The sequence below is a fragment of the Nocardiopsis yanglingensis genome (assembly GCF_045809185.1).
Taxonomy (GTDB): domain Bacteria; phylum Pseudomonadota; class Gammaproteobacteria; order Xanthomonadales; family Xanthomonadaceae; genus Stenotrophomonas; species Stenotrophomonas yanglingensis.
In genome coordinates, this window is the sequence record NZ_JBJNRH010000025.1 from 14,438 (window position 1) to 29,845 (window position 15,408).

Below are 15,408 nucleotides of genomic sequence, written 5' to 3' on the forward strand. Positions count from 1 at the left end.
GGCTGCCGTCACGATGAGCCGAGTATCGGCTCGGCTCTACACGACACATCCAGCACCGCCAGCCTAACGCGCGGGCACCTCGGTACGGATGCCCATCGCTTCACGGTAGCGCGCGTACAGCGCCATCACCTTGTCCACATAGGCCAGGGTCTCGGCATAGGGTGGCACGCCTTTGTAGCGGGTGACCGCGCCGATGCCGGCGTTGTAGGCGGCCGCTGCCAGCGGCCGGTCGCCGTTGTAGCGACGCAGCAGCGCGCGCATGTAGCGGGCGCCGCCATCGATCGACTGCTGCGGCGAGAACGGATCACTCACACCGTATTCCTGCGCGGTATCCGGCATCAGCTGCATCACGCCCTGTGCGCCCTTGGTCGAGACCGCCAGCGCATCGAAGTTGCTTTCGGCATGGGCGATCGCACGCAGCCACGCGTCATCCACGCCGGTGGCCTTGGCCGCAGCCTTGAACTGTTTGGCATGTTGCGCCAATTGCGGCTTGCCGACCTTGCCCAGGCCTTCGTGCGCAGGCTCACCCGGCGGCGTAGCCATGGTGAACTTCAGGAACACTTTCGAGCCGGGCAGGTTGCGGGTGGAATAGACCAGCACGCCATCCTGCTCCCGCTCGTACAGGACGCCGCTGAACACGCCCATGTTGCCCCACAGGTTCGGGGTCTGGATGGCGTTGTCGTCGATTTCCTTCGGGGTGCAGCGCGAGCCCGGCTCCGGGGCGGTGGCCAGGCTGACGGTGTTGCCCTGCACGCAGCGGTAGACGGTGCGTGCAGCGGCCAGCCCGGGCCACAGGCTGGGCAGCAGCAACAGCGCAAGCAGGAGAGGGCGACGGGACATGGCGGCCGGATGATCCGGCCGCGCCCGCTAATGCTGGGTGAATGGGGGTCGGCAGGGCTGCGCCCTGCACCTGCAGAGGCAACGTCAACATTCAGAGCAGCGCTGGGCTGTTGAGGGCTGGTCGGGTAGGTGTGGCCCGGCAGGACACGCCGTAGACCCATCCATGGGGGCTCGATGGCGCCATCCATGGCGCCAACGGTCCTGCCGAGCCACACCCACCCGCCCTCGACAGTTCCCGGCAGCGGGCAGTAGATCCACGCCATGCGTGGATGAAACGTCCGGAGACAATGGATCAATCAATGTAACGAAAACGCTGGGTTACTTCGCAGTCCTCCGCCGCACCCAATACCCCACGCCCAGCAGCACGAACCACACCGGGCTGGCGATCAACGCCTGGCGGGTGTCGGCCTGCAGGCTCAGCAGCACCAGCACGCCGGCGAAGAACACCAGGCAGGCCCAGCACATGGCAACGCCGCCGGGCATCTTGAAGATCGAAGCAGCGTGGCGTTCCGGGTAGCGGCGGCGGTAGGCCATGTAGGCCACCAGGATCAGCGACCAGACGAAGATGAACAGCACCGTCGCCAGCGTCGTCACCAGGGTGAAGGCGGTCACCAGGTTGGGAATCAGGTAGATCAGCAGCGTGCCACCGAGCAGGCACAGGCAGGAGAACAGCAGGCCACGGGCCGGCACGGCGGCGCGCGACAGCTTCGACAGCCCGCGCGGGGCGTGGCCCTCTTCGGCCAGACCGTACAGCATGCGGCTGGTGGAGAAGATGCCGCTGTTGGCCGAGGACGTGGCCGAAGTCAGCACCACGAAGTTGATCAGGCTGGCGGCGGCGGGAATGCCGGCCAGCACGAACAGCTGCACGAACGGGCTCTTGTCCGGCACCACCTGGCGCCACGGGGTGACGGCCATGATCGCGATCAGCGCCAGCACGTAGAAGATGATGATGCGCACCGGGATCGAGTTGATCGCCTTGGGCAGGTTGCGCTCGGGGTCGGCGGTTTCGGCGGCGGTGGTGCCGACCAGCTCGATGCCGACGAAGGCGAACACCGCAATCTGGAACCCGGCGAAGAAGCCGACCAGGCCCATCGGGAACATGCCGCCGTCATTCCACAGGTTCGACAGCGACGCGGTGTGGCCGCTGGGTGAGGTGAAGCCCCACGCCACCAGCCCGGCGCCGGTGATGATCAGCGCACAGATCGCCACGATCTTGATCAGCGCGAACCAGAATTCCATTTCACCGAACAGCTTCACCGTCACCAGGTTCAACGACAACAGCAGCATCACGCAGGCCAGCGCCGGCTTCCAGGCTTCAAGCCCAGGGAACCAGAACTGTGCGTAGGCGGCGATCGCGATCACATCGGCAATGGCGGTAACAATCCAGCAGAACCAGTAGGTCCAGCCACAGAAGAAGCCGGCCCAGGGACCGAGCAGGTCGGTGGAAAAATCGATGAAGGATTTGTACTGCAGGTTGGACAGCAGCAGCTCGCCCATCGCGCGCATCACGAAGAACAGCATCGCCCCGATGATCAGGTAGACGAAGACGATGGACGGTCCGGCCAGGCTGATGGTCTTGCCCGACCCCATGAACAGGCCGGTGCCGATGGCACCGCCGATGGCGATCAGTTGCAGGTGGCGGTTGGACAGGCTGCGGCGCAGGTGCTCGGGGGGCGTTGCGGGCTCGGTCATGGGCGCGGAAAGGGGCGGGCGAAGCGTTCGACGGTAGTCCTCCGCGGCGCGGAGCGCCAGCGCCGGACGACCCGATCACGTCAAACCTGGCCGCTTTCATCACAATGTGACCCAATACCGGATTCGTCCCATTCCACCCGGCCCGGCGCCATGCTCAGATAGCCGCACCTGCCCAAGGACCGGCCCCGCCCATGCACCCTGCCCTGCCCGCCCCGCTGGAGCTCCGGCCATGAGCCGGCTGCGCGTGATCATCGGCGGCACCGCGCTGGCGCTGCTGGCTGCAGCGCTGCCGATCGCCGTGATGGCCTATGCCACCTGGGACCGCACGATCAGCGTCGAACAACAACGGCTGCACGACATCGCCCTGCGCACCCTGCGCCGGTCCGATCTGTCCTACCACGAGGCGCTGGCCGCGCTGAAATCGGCCGAGGCCAGTACCGCCTCGGGCTGCGATGAGGAACACATCCGGCGCATGCAGACGCTGGTGATGACCACGCCATCGGCCGACCAGATGGGCTACTTCGAAGGCGGCAAGCTGCGCTGCACCTCGTGGGGGCCGTTCCGCTCCGACGTGAACCAGCCCAAGGCCGACCACGTAACCAGTGACGGCGCCGGCATTGCGGTGGACGTGCGGCCCGAAGCCAGCGGTCGTCGCCAGGTGCTGTCCATCCTGTACGGCTCCTACGACGTGCTGGTTGATCCGCGCCGCTTCGTCGACGTCATCGTAGACCCGCATGTCCGCCTGGCGCTGGCCAGCCCGGATGGGCGCCTGCTGGCCAAGCAGGACGGCATGGACACGGCACTGCTGGAGACCCTGCTGCGCAATCCCGGCGAAGGGCTGGACCAGAACACGCTCTACGCTACCGCCCGCAACGAGGAATGGCTGGCGATCGCCACCACGCCACGCACCGCGTTGGCCGCCACCTTCCGCCAGCAGGCCTGGCTGTTCGTGCCGCTGGGCATCCTGCTGGCGGCCGCCGGCGCCGGCCTGGTGATCTGGCTGTCGCGGCGGCGCCTGTCACTGCGTGGCGAGCTGGCCACCGCCATCCGTCGCCGCGAGCTGTACCTGCATTACCAGCCGATCATCGAGCTGGACACCGGCATCTGCGTTGGCGCCGAGGCCTTGATCCGCTGGCAGCGCCCGGACGGCACCCAGGTGCGGCCGGACCTGTTCATTCCACTGGCCGAAGAGGCCGGCATGATCGCCGCGGTCACCGACCTGGTGATCGAGAACGTGGTGCGCGACATGCGCGAACTGCTGGTGGCCGACCGCAGCGCACACATCGCGATCAACCTGGCCGCCGAGGACATCAGCAGCGGCCGTGCCTTGCAGATGATCTCCAAGCACATGGCCGGCAGCGGCATCCTGCCGCAGCAGATCTGGATGGAGGCCACCGAGCGCGGCTTCCTCGACCTGGACCGCGCCCGCACGATGCTGGCGCAGGCACGCCGTGCAGGTCACAGCGTGGCCATCGACGATTTCGGCGTGGGCTTCTCCAGCCTGCAGTACCTGGAACAACTGCCACTGGATGCGCTGAAGATCGACAAATCGTTCATCGATGCGATCGGCACCGAGAGTGCGACCAGCCCGGTGACCCCGCACATCATCGACATGGCCAAGGAACTGGGCCTGTGGGTGGTGGCCGAGGGCGTGGAGACCGAAGCACAGCTGGCCTACCTGCACAGCCGGCACGTGGAGTTCGGGCAGGGCTGGCTGTTTTCTCGCCCGCTGCCCCGTGATGAGTTCGTGGCGTTCCACCACAAGCGGCAGCAGCGATACGGTGCGGCGCGGGAGCACATGCAGAATCCGCGCAGCGTGCCGATCGAGCGTGAGGGGATCGAGTAGGACGGCCAACGGCGGAGCCCCTCGTGGTGGGTCGCGTACAGTGGATCCATCAGTTGGGGCCGGGTGGATGGGTCGCGCAGGGGGCGCTGCAAGTACGTCCATGTAAGCTCGGTCGCCGCATCCATGCGGCTCACGCCCCTGCGCAACCCACCCACCCGGCCACGGACACATTGCGGCGGCGTCCCACCACGGAATCAACAGAAAAAAGCAAAAGCAAAAGCAAACGCGGGTCGCTGCGCTCGGTAGATCCACGCCATGCGTGGATGGCGTGGACCACGGTAGTGCCGGCCGCTGGCCGGCACCGCGTCATCACTGATCAACAGCTATGCCCAGGCCTTCGGCCGTGCCAGCAGCCAGGCCACGCTCACGGCCAGCAGCAGCAACGGCAGCCATCCCAACTGGTTCGGGCCAACCGCCTGCAGCAGCACACCCCCCGCAACGCCACCGGCAGCGATGGCCAGGTTCCAACCGGTCACCAGCATCGACTGCGCCAGATCCGCGGCGGCACCGGCTCGGCGTGCGAGCGCGGTCTGGAACAGGGTAGGTACCGTGCCGAAGGCCACACCCCACAGAATCGTCGCCAGCAGCAGTGGTGTGGACTGGCCCGGCCACAGCAGCAGGGTCAGCACCGGCAGGACGAAACCGATCACGGCCGCCCATACCAGCGTGCGCAGATGACGATCCACGCCCCAGCCGGCAATGCCGATACCGGCAATCGCCGCCACGCCGAAGGCCAGCAGCAGTCGGTCCAGCCACGGGCCTGCGCCGGCCTCCACCGCTAACGGTTCGATGTAGGTGTAGAGCACGTTGTGCGCCAGCACGTACAGCACCATCACCAGCAGCGCGCTGCGCACACCGGGCATGCGCCAGACCGTACCCAGCGACGTACGTTGGCCGGCACCGGCCGCTGGCAGTGCCGGCAGTGCCCAGCGCGCGTAGGCCAGCAGCCCCACGCCCAGCACGCTCATCAATGCGAACGCCCAGCGCCAGCCGATCTGCTGGCCCAGCAACGTGCCCGCCGGTACGCCCAGCGACAGCGCCAGCGGCGAACCGACCATCGCCACCGCAATCGCCCGGCCCTGCAACGAGGGCACTACCATGCGCGCGGCGTAGCCAGCCACCAGCGACCACAGCAGGCCACCACTCACGCCGGCCAGGAAGCGCGCGGCCAGGATCAGCGGGTAGCTGCTGCTCAGTGCGGTCAGCGTGTTGACCACCACGAAGCCAGCGATGGCGGCCAGCAACAAGGGGCGTCGCGGCAGGCGCTGGGTCAGTGCGGTCATCGGCAGTGCGGCCATCACCGAGCCCAGTGCGTACACGCTGACCAGCTGGCCGACCGCCGCATCACTCACCCCGAAGCTTTCGCCCATCGGCCGCAGTACACCGGCCGGCAAGGTCTCGGTCAGCAGTGTGATGAAGCCGCCGCCGGCCAGCGCCAGCAGTCCCGCCCACGGCAGGCGCGTGGCTTCACCGGCCGGGCTGGCCGCATCGATGGCATGGCCGCTCATCGCACGGTCTCCAGATCGGCATACACCGCATCACGCAGCTCATCAACAAAGGCACCGTCCATGCCTTCGTACAGGGTGTTGGTCAGCGCCACCACGCTCAGGCCGCGCGCGGGGTCGACAAACCAGCTGTGCCCGTAGGCACCGCCCCAACGCCATGTACCTACGTTCTGCGGGGTGCCACTGGTGGCGGCATCGCGCAGCACCGCAAAGCCCAGCCCGAAGCCCCAGCCGGCCGGTTCCGGCGGCCCCTGCTCGCCCACCTGCGGGCTGGCCATCTGCGCTGCCAGCGCGGGCGGCAACAGGCCTGAGCTCTGCACATCACGCAAGGCCTCCAGCACCGCCATCACTTCATCGGCGGTACCGAGCAGGCCGGCCCCGGCCGAAGGGAAACGGCTGGCATCAGTCGCACGCGCGAGGCTGTACGCGATACCGACGGTACCCTCGAACGGAGCGACGACCTCGCCTTCCTGCAGGCGATGCGGCTGCGGCGTGTCGGTGACATAGGGTGTGGCCAGCCGCGCGGCATCGTCGGTGGCGAACGCGGTATCGCGCAGGCCCAGCGGCGTGGCCAGCAGGCGTGCGAACAATGCCTGCAGCGTTTCGCCGGTCGCGGCTTCGGCCGCCGCTCCCGCCACGTCCACGCCCAACGAATACAGCCATTGGCTGCCGGGGGCGAACAACAGCGGTGCCTGGCCGATACGCTGCACGTTGTCCGCCAGGCTCACGGGATTGGCATCCATGCCGTCGCTGACGCCAGCGCGTGCATACGGGCCGTTGGCGTCCGCTTCCAGGAAGCGGTAACCCAGTCCGCTGCTGTGGCTGAGCAGTTGGCGCAGGCTGATCGCTGGCGTGCTGCCATCGGCCAGTGCCGGGCGGAAATCCGGCAGCCAACGCTGCACCGGCGCGTCGAGGTCCAGCACGCCCTCGGCCACCAGGCGCAGGATCACCGTGGTCAGCAGCGGCTTGCTGACCGATGCCAGCCGGAACAACTGGTCGCGCTGCATCGGCGTGGCCGATTCACGATCGGCCAGCCCGGTCGCGCTGGCGTGGCGCAGCACACCGTGCTCGCGCACCAGCACCACCGCACCGACCAGGCGCTGCGGGTGCACATGCTGCAGCAGCCGCTGCACCGACGGCAGCGTCGGCGCAGGTGCAAGGGAAGGAACAGCATTCATCGCGATGGTCCGTGGGGAGAGGCCCGCCACGTTAGGCAGCCCGCCGTCGCGCAAAAAGCCGGTTGCCGCTCCGGGCATCATGGACCGTGCAGTCCGCAATCGGCATGATGGCCGGAACTGCAAGGCCGCAAAGGTCCCCACGCCACCCCGCACCACAGTGTTGCGATGGCGGAGCCACCCGCTACAGCCGCGCCAACCTACCCTGCCGCTTTCATTACCCGCACGCCCATGTCAGTCCTGGACAACCTCGCCAATCTGCAGACCTTCGTGCACGCCGCAGATACCCGCAGCTTCGTCGAGACCGGGCGCCTGCAGGGCATCTCGGCCTCGGCCGCCGGCAAATGCGTTGCCCGCCTGGAGCACGCGCTGGGCGTGCGCCTGTTTCATCGCAGCACCCGCAGCATCACCCTCACCGCCGAGGGCCAGCTGTTCCTGGCGCGTTGCCGGCGCATCCTCGACGAGCGCGATGCCGCGCGCACCGAGCTGGCACAACCACACGCCACGCCACGCGGCACACTGCGCATCGGCCTGCCGTTGGTGGGTGACCTGACCCTGCCGCTGATGGCCGAGTTCATGGCGGCCTATCCCGATATCCGCCTCGATCTGGATTTCAGCGATCGCCTGGTCGATGTCATCGAGGAGGGATTCGATGCCGTGCTGCGCGTCGGCGAGCCCAGCGATTCACGCATGAACGCACGACGCCTGGGCGTATTCCCACGCCGCATCGTCGCCTCGCCCGCCTACCTGCAGCGCCGCGGCACGCCGCACACGCCGGCCGACCTGTTGCAGCACACGCTGCTGCACTATCGCTTCCCCAGTACCGGCAAGCTGGAACTGTGGCCTATCCACTGGCCCGACCACGAAACACCGCAGGAACTGCCGGTAAACATGGTGGCCAACACCATCGAAGCACGGGTAGCGCTCGCATTGCGCGATATCGGCCTGGCATTCGTGCCGGTGCACTCGGTACGCGATGCACTGGCCGACGGCCGGCTGGTGACCGTGCTGGACGAGCATGTGCACTCCTGCGGCATCTTCCACCTGCTGTGGCCCTCCGGCCGCCACGTGCTTCCGAAGCTGCGGGTATTCATCGACTTCGTCAGCGCACGCCTGGAAACCGTGCCGTAGGCGCGATCAATCCACCCCATGCCCGGCCCACAGTAGATCCACGCCATGCGTGGATGCCTTTGTAGCGTCGAGCCATCAAACCATTCAGCCAACCCCGCTATACTGGCCGCTCATTCCTCCCAGAGGCTCGCGACCAATGCGCCATTGATGCCGCCGTCTTCCCACCAGACGGCCTGACTCTTCCCGCCCCTGCGCGCAGGGGAGAACCCGGCATCCATGGAGGTCGCATGACCCCGCATTCCCTCACGCTCGATCGCGTGTCGTATCGATTGGCCGACGGCCGCCTGCTGTTTTCCGATCTGACGTTTTCCTTCGAACCGGTCGCTACCGGCCTGGTCGGTGCCAATGGCGCCGGCAAGAGCGTGCTCGCACGCCTGCTGGCCGGTCGGCTGTCACCCGACAGTGGCCAGGTGCGCGGCAGTGGCCGCGTGTTCCTGTTGCCCACACCGGGCTATCCACCCGCCGGCACCGTGGGTGAGTTGGCCGGTGTGAGTGAAGCGCTGTCCGCGCTCGCACGCATCGAAGGCGGCAGCGTCAACGAGGCAGACTTCGCCTGCGTTGGCGACCGTTGGGACCTGCGCGAACGCCTGCAGCAACAATGGCAGGCGCTGGGCTTGCCCGATGATCTCGATCACGCCCAGCCTGCTGCGCGCCTCAGTGGCGGCCAGGCGATGCAGGTGGCGCTGTCCGGCGCCTGGGCCAGCGGCGCCGATTGGCTGATCCTGGACGAACCCAGCAACCACCTCGATGCGCGTCATCGCCAGCAGCTGTACGAGCAGTTGCAGCAATGGCGCGGCGGCCTGCTGGCGGTCAGCCATGATCGCGAGCTGCTGGGCCGCATGCAGCAGATTGTCGAGCTCGATGCGCGCGGGCTGCATCGCTATGGTGGGCCGTGGCAGCACTACGCCGACACGCGCGCCGCCGAACGTGAAGCCGCTGCCACACAGCTTGACCATGCGCGTGCGCAGCACCGGCAACAGCAACGCAGCGCGCGCGAACAACACGAACGCCAGCAACAACGCCAGGCACGTGGCAACCGTGATGCGAAGCAGGCCAACCAGGCCCCGATCCTGCTCGGCAGGCAGAAGCAGCGCGCCGAGGCCAGCCACGGCCGCGCACAGCAGGTGCAGGCCGAACGCCTGCTGGCCAGCGCAGAGCAGCTGCGCGCAGCGGCATCCGCAATGCATGCCGCCCCGGAACTGGCACTGTTTGCCGGTTCAGGCGAGCGTGGCAGCGCACGGCTGCTGCAGGCGGATTCGCTGGTCCTGCCCCATGGCTGCAGCGCACCGTTGCAGCTGGAGATCCGCCGGGGGCAGCGCATCGCCGTGGTCGGAGACAACGGCAGCGGAAAATCGACCCTGCTGCGTGTATTGGCCGGCCAGCTGCCTGCGGGCAGCGGCACCGTGCAACGGCATGCTCCACTGGCCCTGCTCGACCAGCAGCTGCTGGGGCTGTCCGGCGAGCGCAGCATCCTCGACACCGTGCAGGCCGCCAATCCGGGTGCGGACCCGGGTGAGCTGCGCACACGGCTGGCCCTGCTCGGGCTGGATGCACAGCGCATCCAGCGGGCAGCCCACAGCCTCAGCGATGGCGAACGGGTGAAGGGGGCGTTGGCAAGCGTGCTCTACGCCGATCCCGCGCCGCAGCTGTTGCTGCTGGACGAGCCCGGTAATGCGCTGGATCTGAGCGCGTTGCAGGCGTTGGAGGAGTTGCTTGCGGCGTGGCCGGGCGCGCTGGTGATGGTCAGCCACGACCGGCATCTGCTGCAGGCGTTGCGGCCGACCCAGGTGCTGCAGGTGAGTACCGAGGGTTGGCAGTGGCGTGACGCGTTGTAGATCCACGCCATGCGTGGATTCGATTCTGTAGCGTCGAGCCGTGCTCGACTCCGCCATGTCGGCCATCCACGCATGGCGTATCGACCCGGGGTAGTGCCGGCCGCTGGCCGGCACCCCATAGAGCCTCAATGCACCGTCAGCGCTTCCACACCGGGAACGCCTGCGGCAACTGCTGCCACAACAATGGCCCCGCACGTAGCTCCTGGTCGTTGAGCAGGCACGCATCCAGCTCCGCTCGTACCGCACGCTCATCCATGTGCACGCCAATCACCACCAGCTCCTGGCGCCGATCCCCCCACAACGGGTGCCACAGCCGCTGCATCGCCGTGTGCGCAGCCGAATCCGGGAATTCCTCAAGCCCCGGCAGCGGCGCGCTCCAGCAATCGGCCTGCTGCCGTGCCCACCCCAGGTCGCTGTACGGCAGCGGTGTCGGCGGCAACAACGGCGCGGTGTCTTCCAGACCGGCACGCACGCGGTCGCGCGCGGCGTACCAGAAGCCTGCGGCCTGCGTACGCGTCGCCGCGCCCACGGTGTTCAGCTCGCCCACCCAATCCATGCGATTGGCCAACCAGAACCAGCCCTTGCTGCGGATCACGCCGGGCATCCCCGACTGCAGCGCGCGGGCGAATCGCGCGGGATGGAACGGACGTCGCGAGCGGTAGACGAAGCTGCCGATGCCGTACTCCTCGGTTTCCGGTGTGTGCTCCCCGCGCAGTTCCTTCACCCAGCCCGGCGCACGTTGCGCACGTTCCATGTCGAAACGTCCGGTATCCAGCAGCTCGGTCAGAGGCACGTCGCCGAAGCTGGACAGCAGCAGCTTGGCGTCGCGGTTCAACCCGCGCAGCACGGCCAGCGTGTCCTGCAGCACTTCGTCATCCACCTGGTCCACCTTGCTGACCACGATCACATCGGCGAATTCGACCTGTTCGCACAGCAGGTCGACCACACCTCGGTCGTCATCCGGCCCGGCCTGCTGGCCGCGCTCGGCCAGCCGCAGGGTCGAACCGAAGTCGGCAAGGAACGCGCTGCCGTCGACCACCGTCACCATCGTGTCCAGCCGCGCGATGTCACTCAGGCTGAAGCCGTGCTCGTCGCGCACCGCGAACGTGGCGGCCACCGGCATCGGCTCGCCGATCCCGGTCGATTCGATCAGCAGGTAGTCATAGCGCCCGGCGTCGGCCAGGCGCCGCACTTCCTGCAGCAGGTCATCGCGCAGCGTGCAGCAGATGCAGCCATTGCTGAATTCCACCAGCGTCTCTTCGGTGCGGCGCAGTTCGGCCCCGCCCTCGCGCACCAGCTGCGCATCGATGTTGACCTCACTCATGTCGTTGACGATGACCGCCACACGCAGGCCTTCGCGGTTGCGCAGGATCTGGTTGAGCAGGGTGGTTTTGCCGGCCCCCAGGAAGCCGGACAGCACGGTGACCGGAAGGCGACGGTCGGCGCGGGAAACAGTGTTCATGTCGGAGCGGGTTGGCTGCGGAACGGAAATGTTACTGTATAACACTTGTCGCGCAAGGAACCTCCCCCGATGAAGTCGCCTTCTGCCGCCCTGCTTGATGCCGGCGCGGTCGCCCTGTCCAGCCTGTGCCTGCTGCACTGCCTGGCGCTGCCGCTGCTGGCCGCCGCGCTCCCCCTGTTCGGCGCGTGGGCCGAAGCGGAATGGGTGCACCTGCTGTTCGTGGCCATCGCCCTGCCGCTGACCGGCTACGCGCTGTGGCGGGCCGAGCGCCGTCACCCGCTGCCGGTGCTGGCCTGGGCCACCGCCGGCGTCGGTCTGGGCCTGTTGCTGGCCGGCGCGCTGGCCTTGCCCTCACATGACTGGGAAACACCGATGACGGTCACCGGCAGCCTGCTGCTGGCCGCAACGCATATCTGGAACGCACGGCACTACCCCTGCTATTTGCCGTAGCGGCGCAGCAGCTCCACCAGCACTTCGGCCTCGTCCGCCCGCTGCTGCGGGTCTTCGGCACCCACCACATGTTCCTGCAGGTGCTCGTGCAGCAGCTCCATCAACAGGCTGTGGGCTGCACCGCGCACAGCGGCGACCTGCACCAGCACGTCCGCGCAGTCGCCGGCCTCACCCTCCGGCCTGTCCAGCGCCTGCTCCAACGCCGCCACCTGACCCGCGATACGGCGCACCCGGGTCAGCAGCTGCTTTCGATTCTTGTGTACGTGGGCCATGACCGGATCATATACCCTATGGGGGTATACACTCCACCCCTTGGTTCCCCCATGCACCTGGACGCCCTCGCCGCTGCCCGTCGCCACGAACACCGCTTCGACGACGGCAACCCGCTGGCCGAACGCAATACCCGCCGCGCCCTGTGGCTCACCGTCAGCATGATGCTGGTGGAGATCGTCGGCGGCTGGTGGTTCAACTCCATGGCCGTGCTCGCCGACGGCTGGCACATGAGTTCGCACGCGCTGGCGCTGGGCCTCTCGGTGTTCGCCTACCGCTGCGCGCGCCGCTACGCGCACGATCCGCGCTTCGCCTTCGGCACCTGGAAGATCGAGATCCTGGCCGGCTATACCAGCGCCATCGCCCTGCTTGGCGTCGCCGCGCTGATGGCCGTGCAATCGCTGGAACGGCTGTGGGTACCGGCGCCGATCCACTACAACGAAGCCATTGCCATCGCTGCGGTGGGCCTGGGCGTGAACCTGCTCTGCGCCTGGTGGCTGCACGACAGCCCGGGCCACGCGCATCACCACCACGGGCATGTCCATGGGCATGGGCACGACCAACACCATCGGCATGATCACGAACACCACGATCACGGCCATGCACACGGTCACGACCTCAACCTGCGCTCGGCCTACGTACACGTGCTGGCCGACGCCGCCACCTCGGTGCTGGCCATCGTCGCCCTGCTTGGCGGCAAGCTGCTGGGCCTGACCTGGCTGGACCCGGTGATGGGCCTGGTCGGCGCCGTACTGGTTACTGTCTGGGCGATCGGCCTGCTGCGCGACAGCGGCCGCATCCTGCTCGACGCGCAGATGGACGCACCGGTGGTGGCCGAAGTACGCGAGGTAATCGAACAGGGCCCGTGGCCGGCACGCCTGGCGGACCTGCACGTCTGGCAGGTCGGTCGCGGCAAGTACGCGGTCAGCGCCAGCGTGGTGACCAGTGATACCAGCCTGGATGCCGATACCGTGCGCAATGCGCTGGCCATCCATGAGGAGCTGGTGCACGTGACGGTGGAGATTCACCGCAGCGCGTGAATCACATCGGGTAGTGCCGGCCGCTGGCCGGCAATCCCATGAACGCCGCACGCAACCTGCAGGTGCCGGCCAGCGGCCGGCACTACCGCTAGAGCTTCAACATCATCCGCAGCAGGTACATCAGCAGCGGCAGCGCACTCATCACCGCACCACCGATGCCGATCCACGGCCAGCGCTCTCCGCGCACGCGCGAGGCCACCGCCAGACCGCAGCCCACCAGCGCCGCGCCCAGCACCCCCACGCCCAATCCCGCAGCCATGCCATTGCCACCTGCGGCCACCGCCGCCTGCGCAGCGAGGCTGCCCGCGCCCCAGCCCACCACGATCCCCAGCCAACTGGCCATGCCGCACCACGGTGCCTTGCCCTTCGCCATCCGAAAACCCCTGTGTCCTTGCCGAATTTCTGTACGGACCACGCCCGTGTGCTGCCTACACTAGCCGCACCTGCCCCGTCGGGACATCCCATGCGCACGCTCCGCCTGCTGCTGCCCGGTGCCCTCCTCCTGCTCACCGCCTGCGGTGGCGACGCCGGGCTTCCTTTCAGCGCCGACCCGTTGCAGGGCTGCTTCGCCACCGGCGCGCGCAAACCGGCTGACTTCCGCATCGACAAGGAAGGCGGCCAGTACTTCGTCTCCTTCAGCCGCGGCGACCAGTGGCAGCGCGAGCCGAATGCCCTGCACAAGGCCACCCGCAGCGAGATCAGTCGCTACTTCCGCGATGACGCCGAACAGATCGACAGCGCATTGATCCGCATGGCTGGTGGCTTCGGTATCTTCCACTTCAACAAGGGCGCGACGCTGAAGGGCAAGGCCAGTGATAGTGACTACATGGCGCTGATGCTGATCGGGGCTGGGCCGGTGTATGCGGTGAAGTGCCCGTAGACGCAATGATTCTGATGGCGGCGCAGGGCACTATGGGTACAACCTGTCTTCTTTGAGGAGCGATGCCAATGCTGCTGTTTCTGCTGCTTGCGGTAAGCGCGCCGAAGACCCAGGGTGCCTATGACGAAGTCCGGCAACTGCCCGATGGCCAGACCCTGATCATGCGCACCCTGGACTGGGATCTCGGTGATGGTCGCCATGAGCGCGTTACCGTGCATTGGCTGATGCAGGAAGACGGCAGCCTGCGCTATGACTTTGATCGGCAGCCACCGGAAACCCAGGAGGTCCACCGTCGGTCGTGCGCGCTGCAGGGCATGCAGCCCTCGCGTGGCGTCGGCATGATCTCAGGGGAAGGCACCACGCACGGCTTCAGCTGCACCGGCCAGCTGTAGCAACTGTCTTGTCAGGCGGAGGCCATCTGGGCCTCCGCATCCCTTTTGCGGGCGTTGAGGATCACCAGCATCTTGCGCATCACCGCGACCAAAGCCACCTTGCCCGGCTTGCCCTGCTTGACGAGGGATTCAAAAAATTCCTTGAGCCGAGGCTCATAGCGTTTGGCGGTCAGCGCCGCCATGTAGAGCGCTTCGCGTACAACGGCGCGGCCACCGCTAATGCTCCGTCTCCCTTTCCAGGTGCCGCTTTCGCGGTTCATGGGGGCAACCCCTACCAAGGCCGAGATGGCTTTCCCGCTGAGCTTGCCCAGCTCTGGGAGCTCGCAGGCTAGGGTTGCCATCAACACCGGGCCGGCACCTTTGAGCTTGGCAAAGTCACGCCATCCTTCCTGTTCGGCCAGCAGCGCTGCGATGGTGGCGTCGAGCTGCTTGATGCTTTTCTGGATCTCGCGCAGGTGCTGATTCAGCATGGAAATCAGGCCGGGTTCGCTGAACGCGCGCATGCGCTGATGCTCGCTCACCCGCATCTGGACCAGGTGGCGACGTCGCTGGCACAGCTCACCCAGACGGCGCTGCCAAGCCGCTGGCGGTACGTAGCGGGTCAGCTTTAGGGCATCGGCCATGTGGGCCAGCACCATGGCATCAATACGATCGGTCTTGGCCTGCTTTCCCGTGGCTGAGGCAAAGCTGCGGCCACGGCCAGGATTGATTCGTACCATCGGCAGGCCTGCTTCATGCAGCGCATCCAGTGCCTTTTGCTCGTAGCCGCCACTGGCCTCGAGCACGACCTGCTTGGCTGGCCACTGCTGCAACCACCGGATCAGGCTATTCCAGCCACGTTTGCTGTTCTTGAACTGGCGAAAGGCCTGTTCATGGACGGCAACATCCAG

Annotated in this window: 15 protein-coding genes; 7 read left to right on the forward strand and 8 right to left on the reverse strand. The window is 67.2% G+C overall.

Annotated elements, in window-relative coordinates; all coding sequences use genetic code 11:
- Positions 1-63: 63 nt before the first annotated feature.
- Together ACJ7C5_RS20520 and cycA are read right to left on the reverse strand one after the other, a co-directional pair.
- Positions 64-840, reverse strand: a complete 777-nt coding sequence (locus tag ACJ7C5_RS20520; RefSeq protein ID WP_094000557.1) for a lytic transglycosylase domain-containing protein — start codon at positions 838-840, stop codon at positions 64-66.
- Between the two features lie 318 nt (positions 841-1,158).
- Positions 1,159-2,532, reverse strand: a complete 1,374-nt coding sequence (cycA, locus tag ACJ7C5_RS20525) for a D-serine/D-alanine/glycine transporter (protein WP_049449299.1) — start codon at positions 2,530-2,532, stop codon at positions 1,159-1,161.
- Between the two features lie 229 nt (positions 2,533-2,761).
- On the opposite strand from cycA, the gene ACJ7C5_RS20530 reads away from it, so the two are divergent.
- Positions 2,762-4,378, forward strand: coding sequence for an EAL domain-containing protein (locus tag ACJ7C5_RS20530; RefSeq protein ID WP_412704914.1), 1,617 nt, complete (start codon positions 2,762-2,764; stop codon positions 4,376-4,378).
- Between the two features lie 323 nt (positions 4,379-4,701).
- On the opposite strand, the gene ACJ7C5_RS20535 is transcribed toward ACJ7C5_RS20530, so the two are convergent.
- On the reverse strand, positions 4,702-5,886 hold the full coding sequence (locus tag ACJ7C5_RS20535) for an MFS transporter (RefSeq protein WP_412704915.1): 1,185 nt from the start codon (positions 5,884-5,886) through the stop codon (positions 4,702-4,704).
- Entirely contained in the window at positions 5,883-7,061 is a 1,179-nt protein-coding gene (locus tag ACJ7C5_RS20540; protein WP_412704916.1) for a serine hydrolase domain-containing protein, read from the reverse strand. Before ACJ7C5_RS20540 ends, ACJ7C5_RS20535 begins: the two co-directional genes overlap by 4 nt.
- Before the next feature lie 228 nt (positions 7,062-7,289).
- Here ACJ7C5_RS20540 and ACJ7C5_RS20545 point away from each other — a divergent pair, with 228 nt between their 5' ends.
- Together ACJ7C5_RS20545 and ACJ7C5_RS20550 are read left to right on the forward strand one after the other, a co-directional pair.
- On the forward strand, positions 7,290-8,189 hold the full coding sequence (locus ACJ7C5_RS20545; RefSeq protein WP_285319650.1) for a LysR family transcriptional regulator: 900 nt from the start codon (positions 7,290-7,292) through the stop codon (positions 8,187-8,189).
- Between the two features lie 227 nt (positions 8,190-8,416).
- Positions 8,417-10,024 (forward strand): ABC-F family ATP-binding cassette domain-containing protein, encoded by a 1,608-nt coding sequence (locus tag ACJ7C5_RS20550; protein ID WP_412704917.1) that lies wholly within the window; start codon positions 8,417-8,419, stop codon positions 10,022-10,024.
- A gap of 136 nt (positions 10,025-10,160) precedes the next feature.
- Here the strand turns inward: ACJ7C5_RS20550 and ACJ7C5_RS20555 are convergent, their stop codons facing one another.
- Positions 10,161-11,486, reverse strand: coding sequence for a GTP-binding protein (locus ACJ7C5_RS20555; protein ID WP_412704918.1), 1,326 nt, complete (start codon positions 11,484-11,486; stop codon positions 10,161-10,163).
- A 69-nt stretch (positions 11,487-11,555) separates the two neighbouring features.
- On the opposite strand from ACJ7C5_RS20555, the gene ACJ7C5_RS20560 reads away from it, so the two are divergent.
- On the forward strand, positions 11,556-11,936 hold the full coding sequence (locus tag ACJ7C5_RS20560) for a MerC domain-containing protein (RefSeq protein WP_412704919.1): 381 nt from the start codon (positions 11,556-11,558) through the stop codon (positions 11,934-11,936).
- On the opposite strand, the gene ACJ7C5_RS20565 is transcribed toward ACJ7C5_RS20560, so the two are convergent.
- Positions 11,924-12,208: a metal/formaldehyde-sensitive transcriptional repressor gene (locus ACJ7C5_RS20565; RefSeq protein WP_412704920.1), complete on the reverse strand. Its 285-nt coding sequence runs from the start codon at positions 12,206-12,208 to the stop codon at positions 11,924-11,926. The genes ACJ7C5_RS20560 and ACJ7C5_RS20565 overlap by 13 nt on opposite strands.
- A 51-nt stretch (positions 12,209-12,259) precedes the next feature.
- Here ACJ7C5_RS20565 and dmeF point away from each other — a divergent pair, with 51 nt between their 5' ends.
- Positions 12,260-13,246 (forward strand): CDF family Co(II)/Ni(II) efflux transporter DmeF, encoded by a 987-nt coding sequence (gene dmeF, locus ACJ7C5_RS20570; protein WP_412704921.1) that lies wholly within the window; start codon positions 12,260-12,262, stop codon positions 13,244-13,246.
- A gap of 88 nt (positions 13,247-13,334) precedes the next feature.
- Here dmeF and ACJ7C5_RS20575 read toward each other — a convergent pair whose 3' ends face one another.
- Entirely contained in the window at positions 13,335-13,589 is a 255-nt protein-coding gene (locus tag ACJ7C5_RS20575) for a hypothetical protein (RefSeq protein WP_255253429.1), read from the reverse strand.
- Positions 13,590-13,709: 120 nt separating this feature from the next.
- Between ACJ7C5_RS20575 and ACJ7C5_RS20580 the strand changes: the two genes are divergently transcribed.
- Both ACJ7C5_RS20580 and ACJ7C5_RS20585 read left to right on the forward strand, forming a co-directional pair.
- On the forward strand, positions 13,710-14,126 hold the full coding sequence (locus tag ACJ7C5_RS20580; RefSeq protein WP_088023804.1) for a hypothetical protein: 417 nt from the start codon (positions 13,710-13,712) through the stop codon (positions 14,124-14,126).
- 68 nt (positions 14,127-14,194) lie between these two features.
- On the forward strand, positions 14,195-14,518 hold the full coding sequence (locus ACJ7C5_RS20585; RefSeq protein WP_412704922.1) for a hypothetical protein: 324 nt from the start codon (positions 14,195-14,197) through the stop codon (positions 14,516-14,518).
- A gap of 11 nt (positions 14,519-14,529) precedes the next feature.
- Here ACJ7C5_RS20585 and ACJ7C5_RS20590 read toward each other — a convergent pair.
- The coding region (locus ACJ7C5_RS20590) for an IS110 family transposase (protein ID WP_412704923.1) at positions 14,530-15,408 on the reverse strand (879 nt) is incomplete at its 5' end.

Excerpts from the sequence above, each read along its gene's own strand:
- ACJ7C5_RS20520 (WP_094000557.1), bottom strand. The coding sequence starts at position 840 with ATGTCCCGTCGCCCTCTCCTGCTTGCGCTGTTGCTGCTGCCCAGCCTG.
- cycA (WP_049449299.1), bottom strand. The coding sequence starts at position 2,532 with ATGACCGAGCCCGCAACGCCCCCCGAGCACCTGCGCCGCAGCCTGTCC.
- ACJ7C5_RS20530 (WP_412704914.1), top strand. The coding sequence starts at position 2,762 with ATGAGCCGGCTGCGCGTGATCATCGGCGGCACCGCGCTGGCGCTGCTG.
- ACJ7C5_RS20535 (WP_412704915.1), bottom strand. The coding sequence starts at position 5,886 with ATGAGCGGCCATGCCATCGATGCGGCCAGCCCGGCCGGTGAAGCCACG.
- ACJ7C5_RS20540 (WP_412704916.1), bottom strand. The coding sequence starts at position 7,061 with ATGAATGCTGTTCCTTCCCTTGCACCTGCGCCGACGCTGCCGTCGGTG.
- ACJ7C5_RS20545 (WP_285319650.1), top strand. The coding sequence starts at position 7,290 with ATGTCAGTCCTGGACAACCTCGCCAATCTGCAGACCTTCGTGCACGCC.
- ACJ7C5_RS20550 (WP_412704917.1), top strand. The coding sequence starts at position 8,417 with ATGACCCCGCATTCCCTCACGCTCGATCGCGTGTCGTATCGATTGGCC.
- ACJ7C5_RS20555 (WP_412704918.1), bottom strand. The coding sequence starts at position 11,486 with ATGAACACTGTTTCCCGCGCCGACCGTCGCCTTCCGGTCACCGTGCTG.
- ACJ7C5_RS20560 (WP_412704919.1), top strand. The coding sequence starts at position 11,556 with ATGAAGTCGCCTTCTGCCGCCCTGCTTGATGCCGGCGCGGTCGCCCTG.
- ACJ7C5_RS20565 (WP_412704920.1), bottom strand. The coding sequence starts at position 12,208 with ATGGCCCACGTACACAAGAATCGAAAGCAGCTGCTGACCCGGGTGCGC.
- dmeF (WP_412704921.1), top strand. The coding sequence starts at position 12,260 with ATGCACCTGGACGCCCTCGCCGCTGCCCGTCGCCACGAACACCGCTTC.
- ACJ7C5_RS20575 (WP_255253429.1), bottom strand. The coding sequence starts at position 13,589 with ATGGCCAGTTGGCTGGGGATCGTGGTGGGCTGGGGCGCGGGCAGCCTC.
- ACJ7C5_RS20580 (WP_088023804.1), top strand. The coding sequence starts at position 13,710 with ATGCGCACGCTCCGCCTGCTGCTGCCCGGTGCCCTCCTCCTGCTCACC.
- ACJ7C5_RS20585 (WP_412704922.1), top strand. The coding sequence starts at position 14,195 with ATGCTGCTGTTTCTGCTGCTTGCGGTAAGCGCGCCGAAGACCCAGGGT.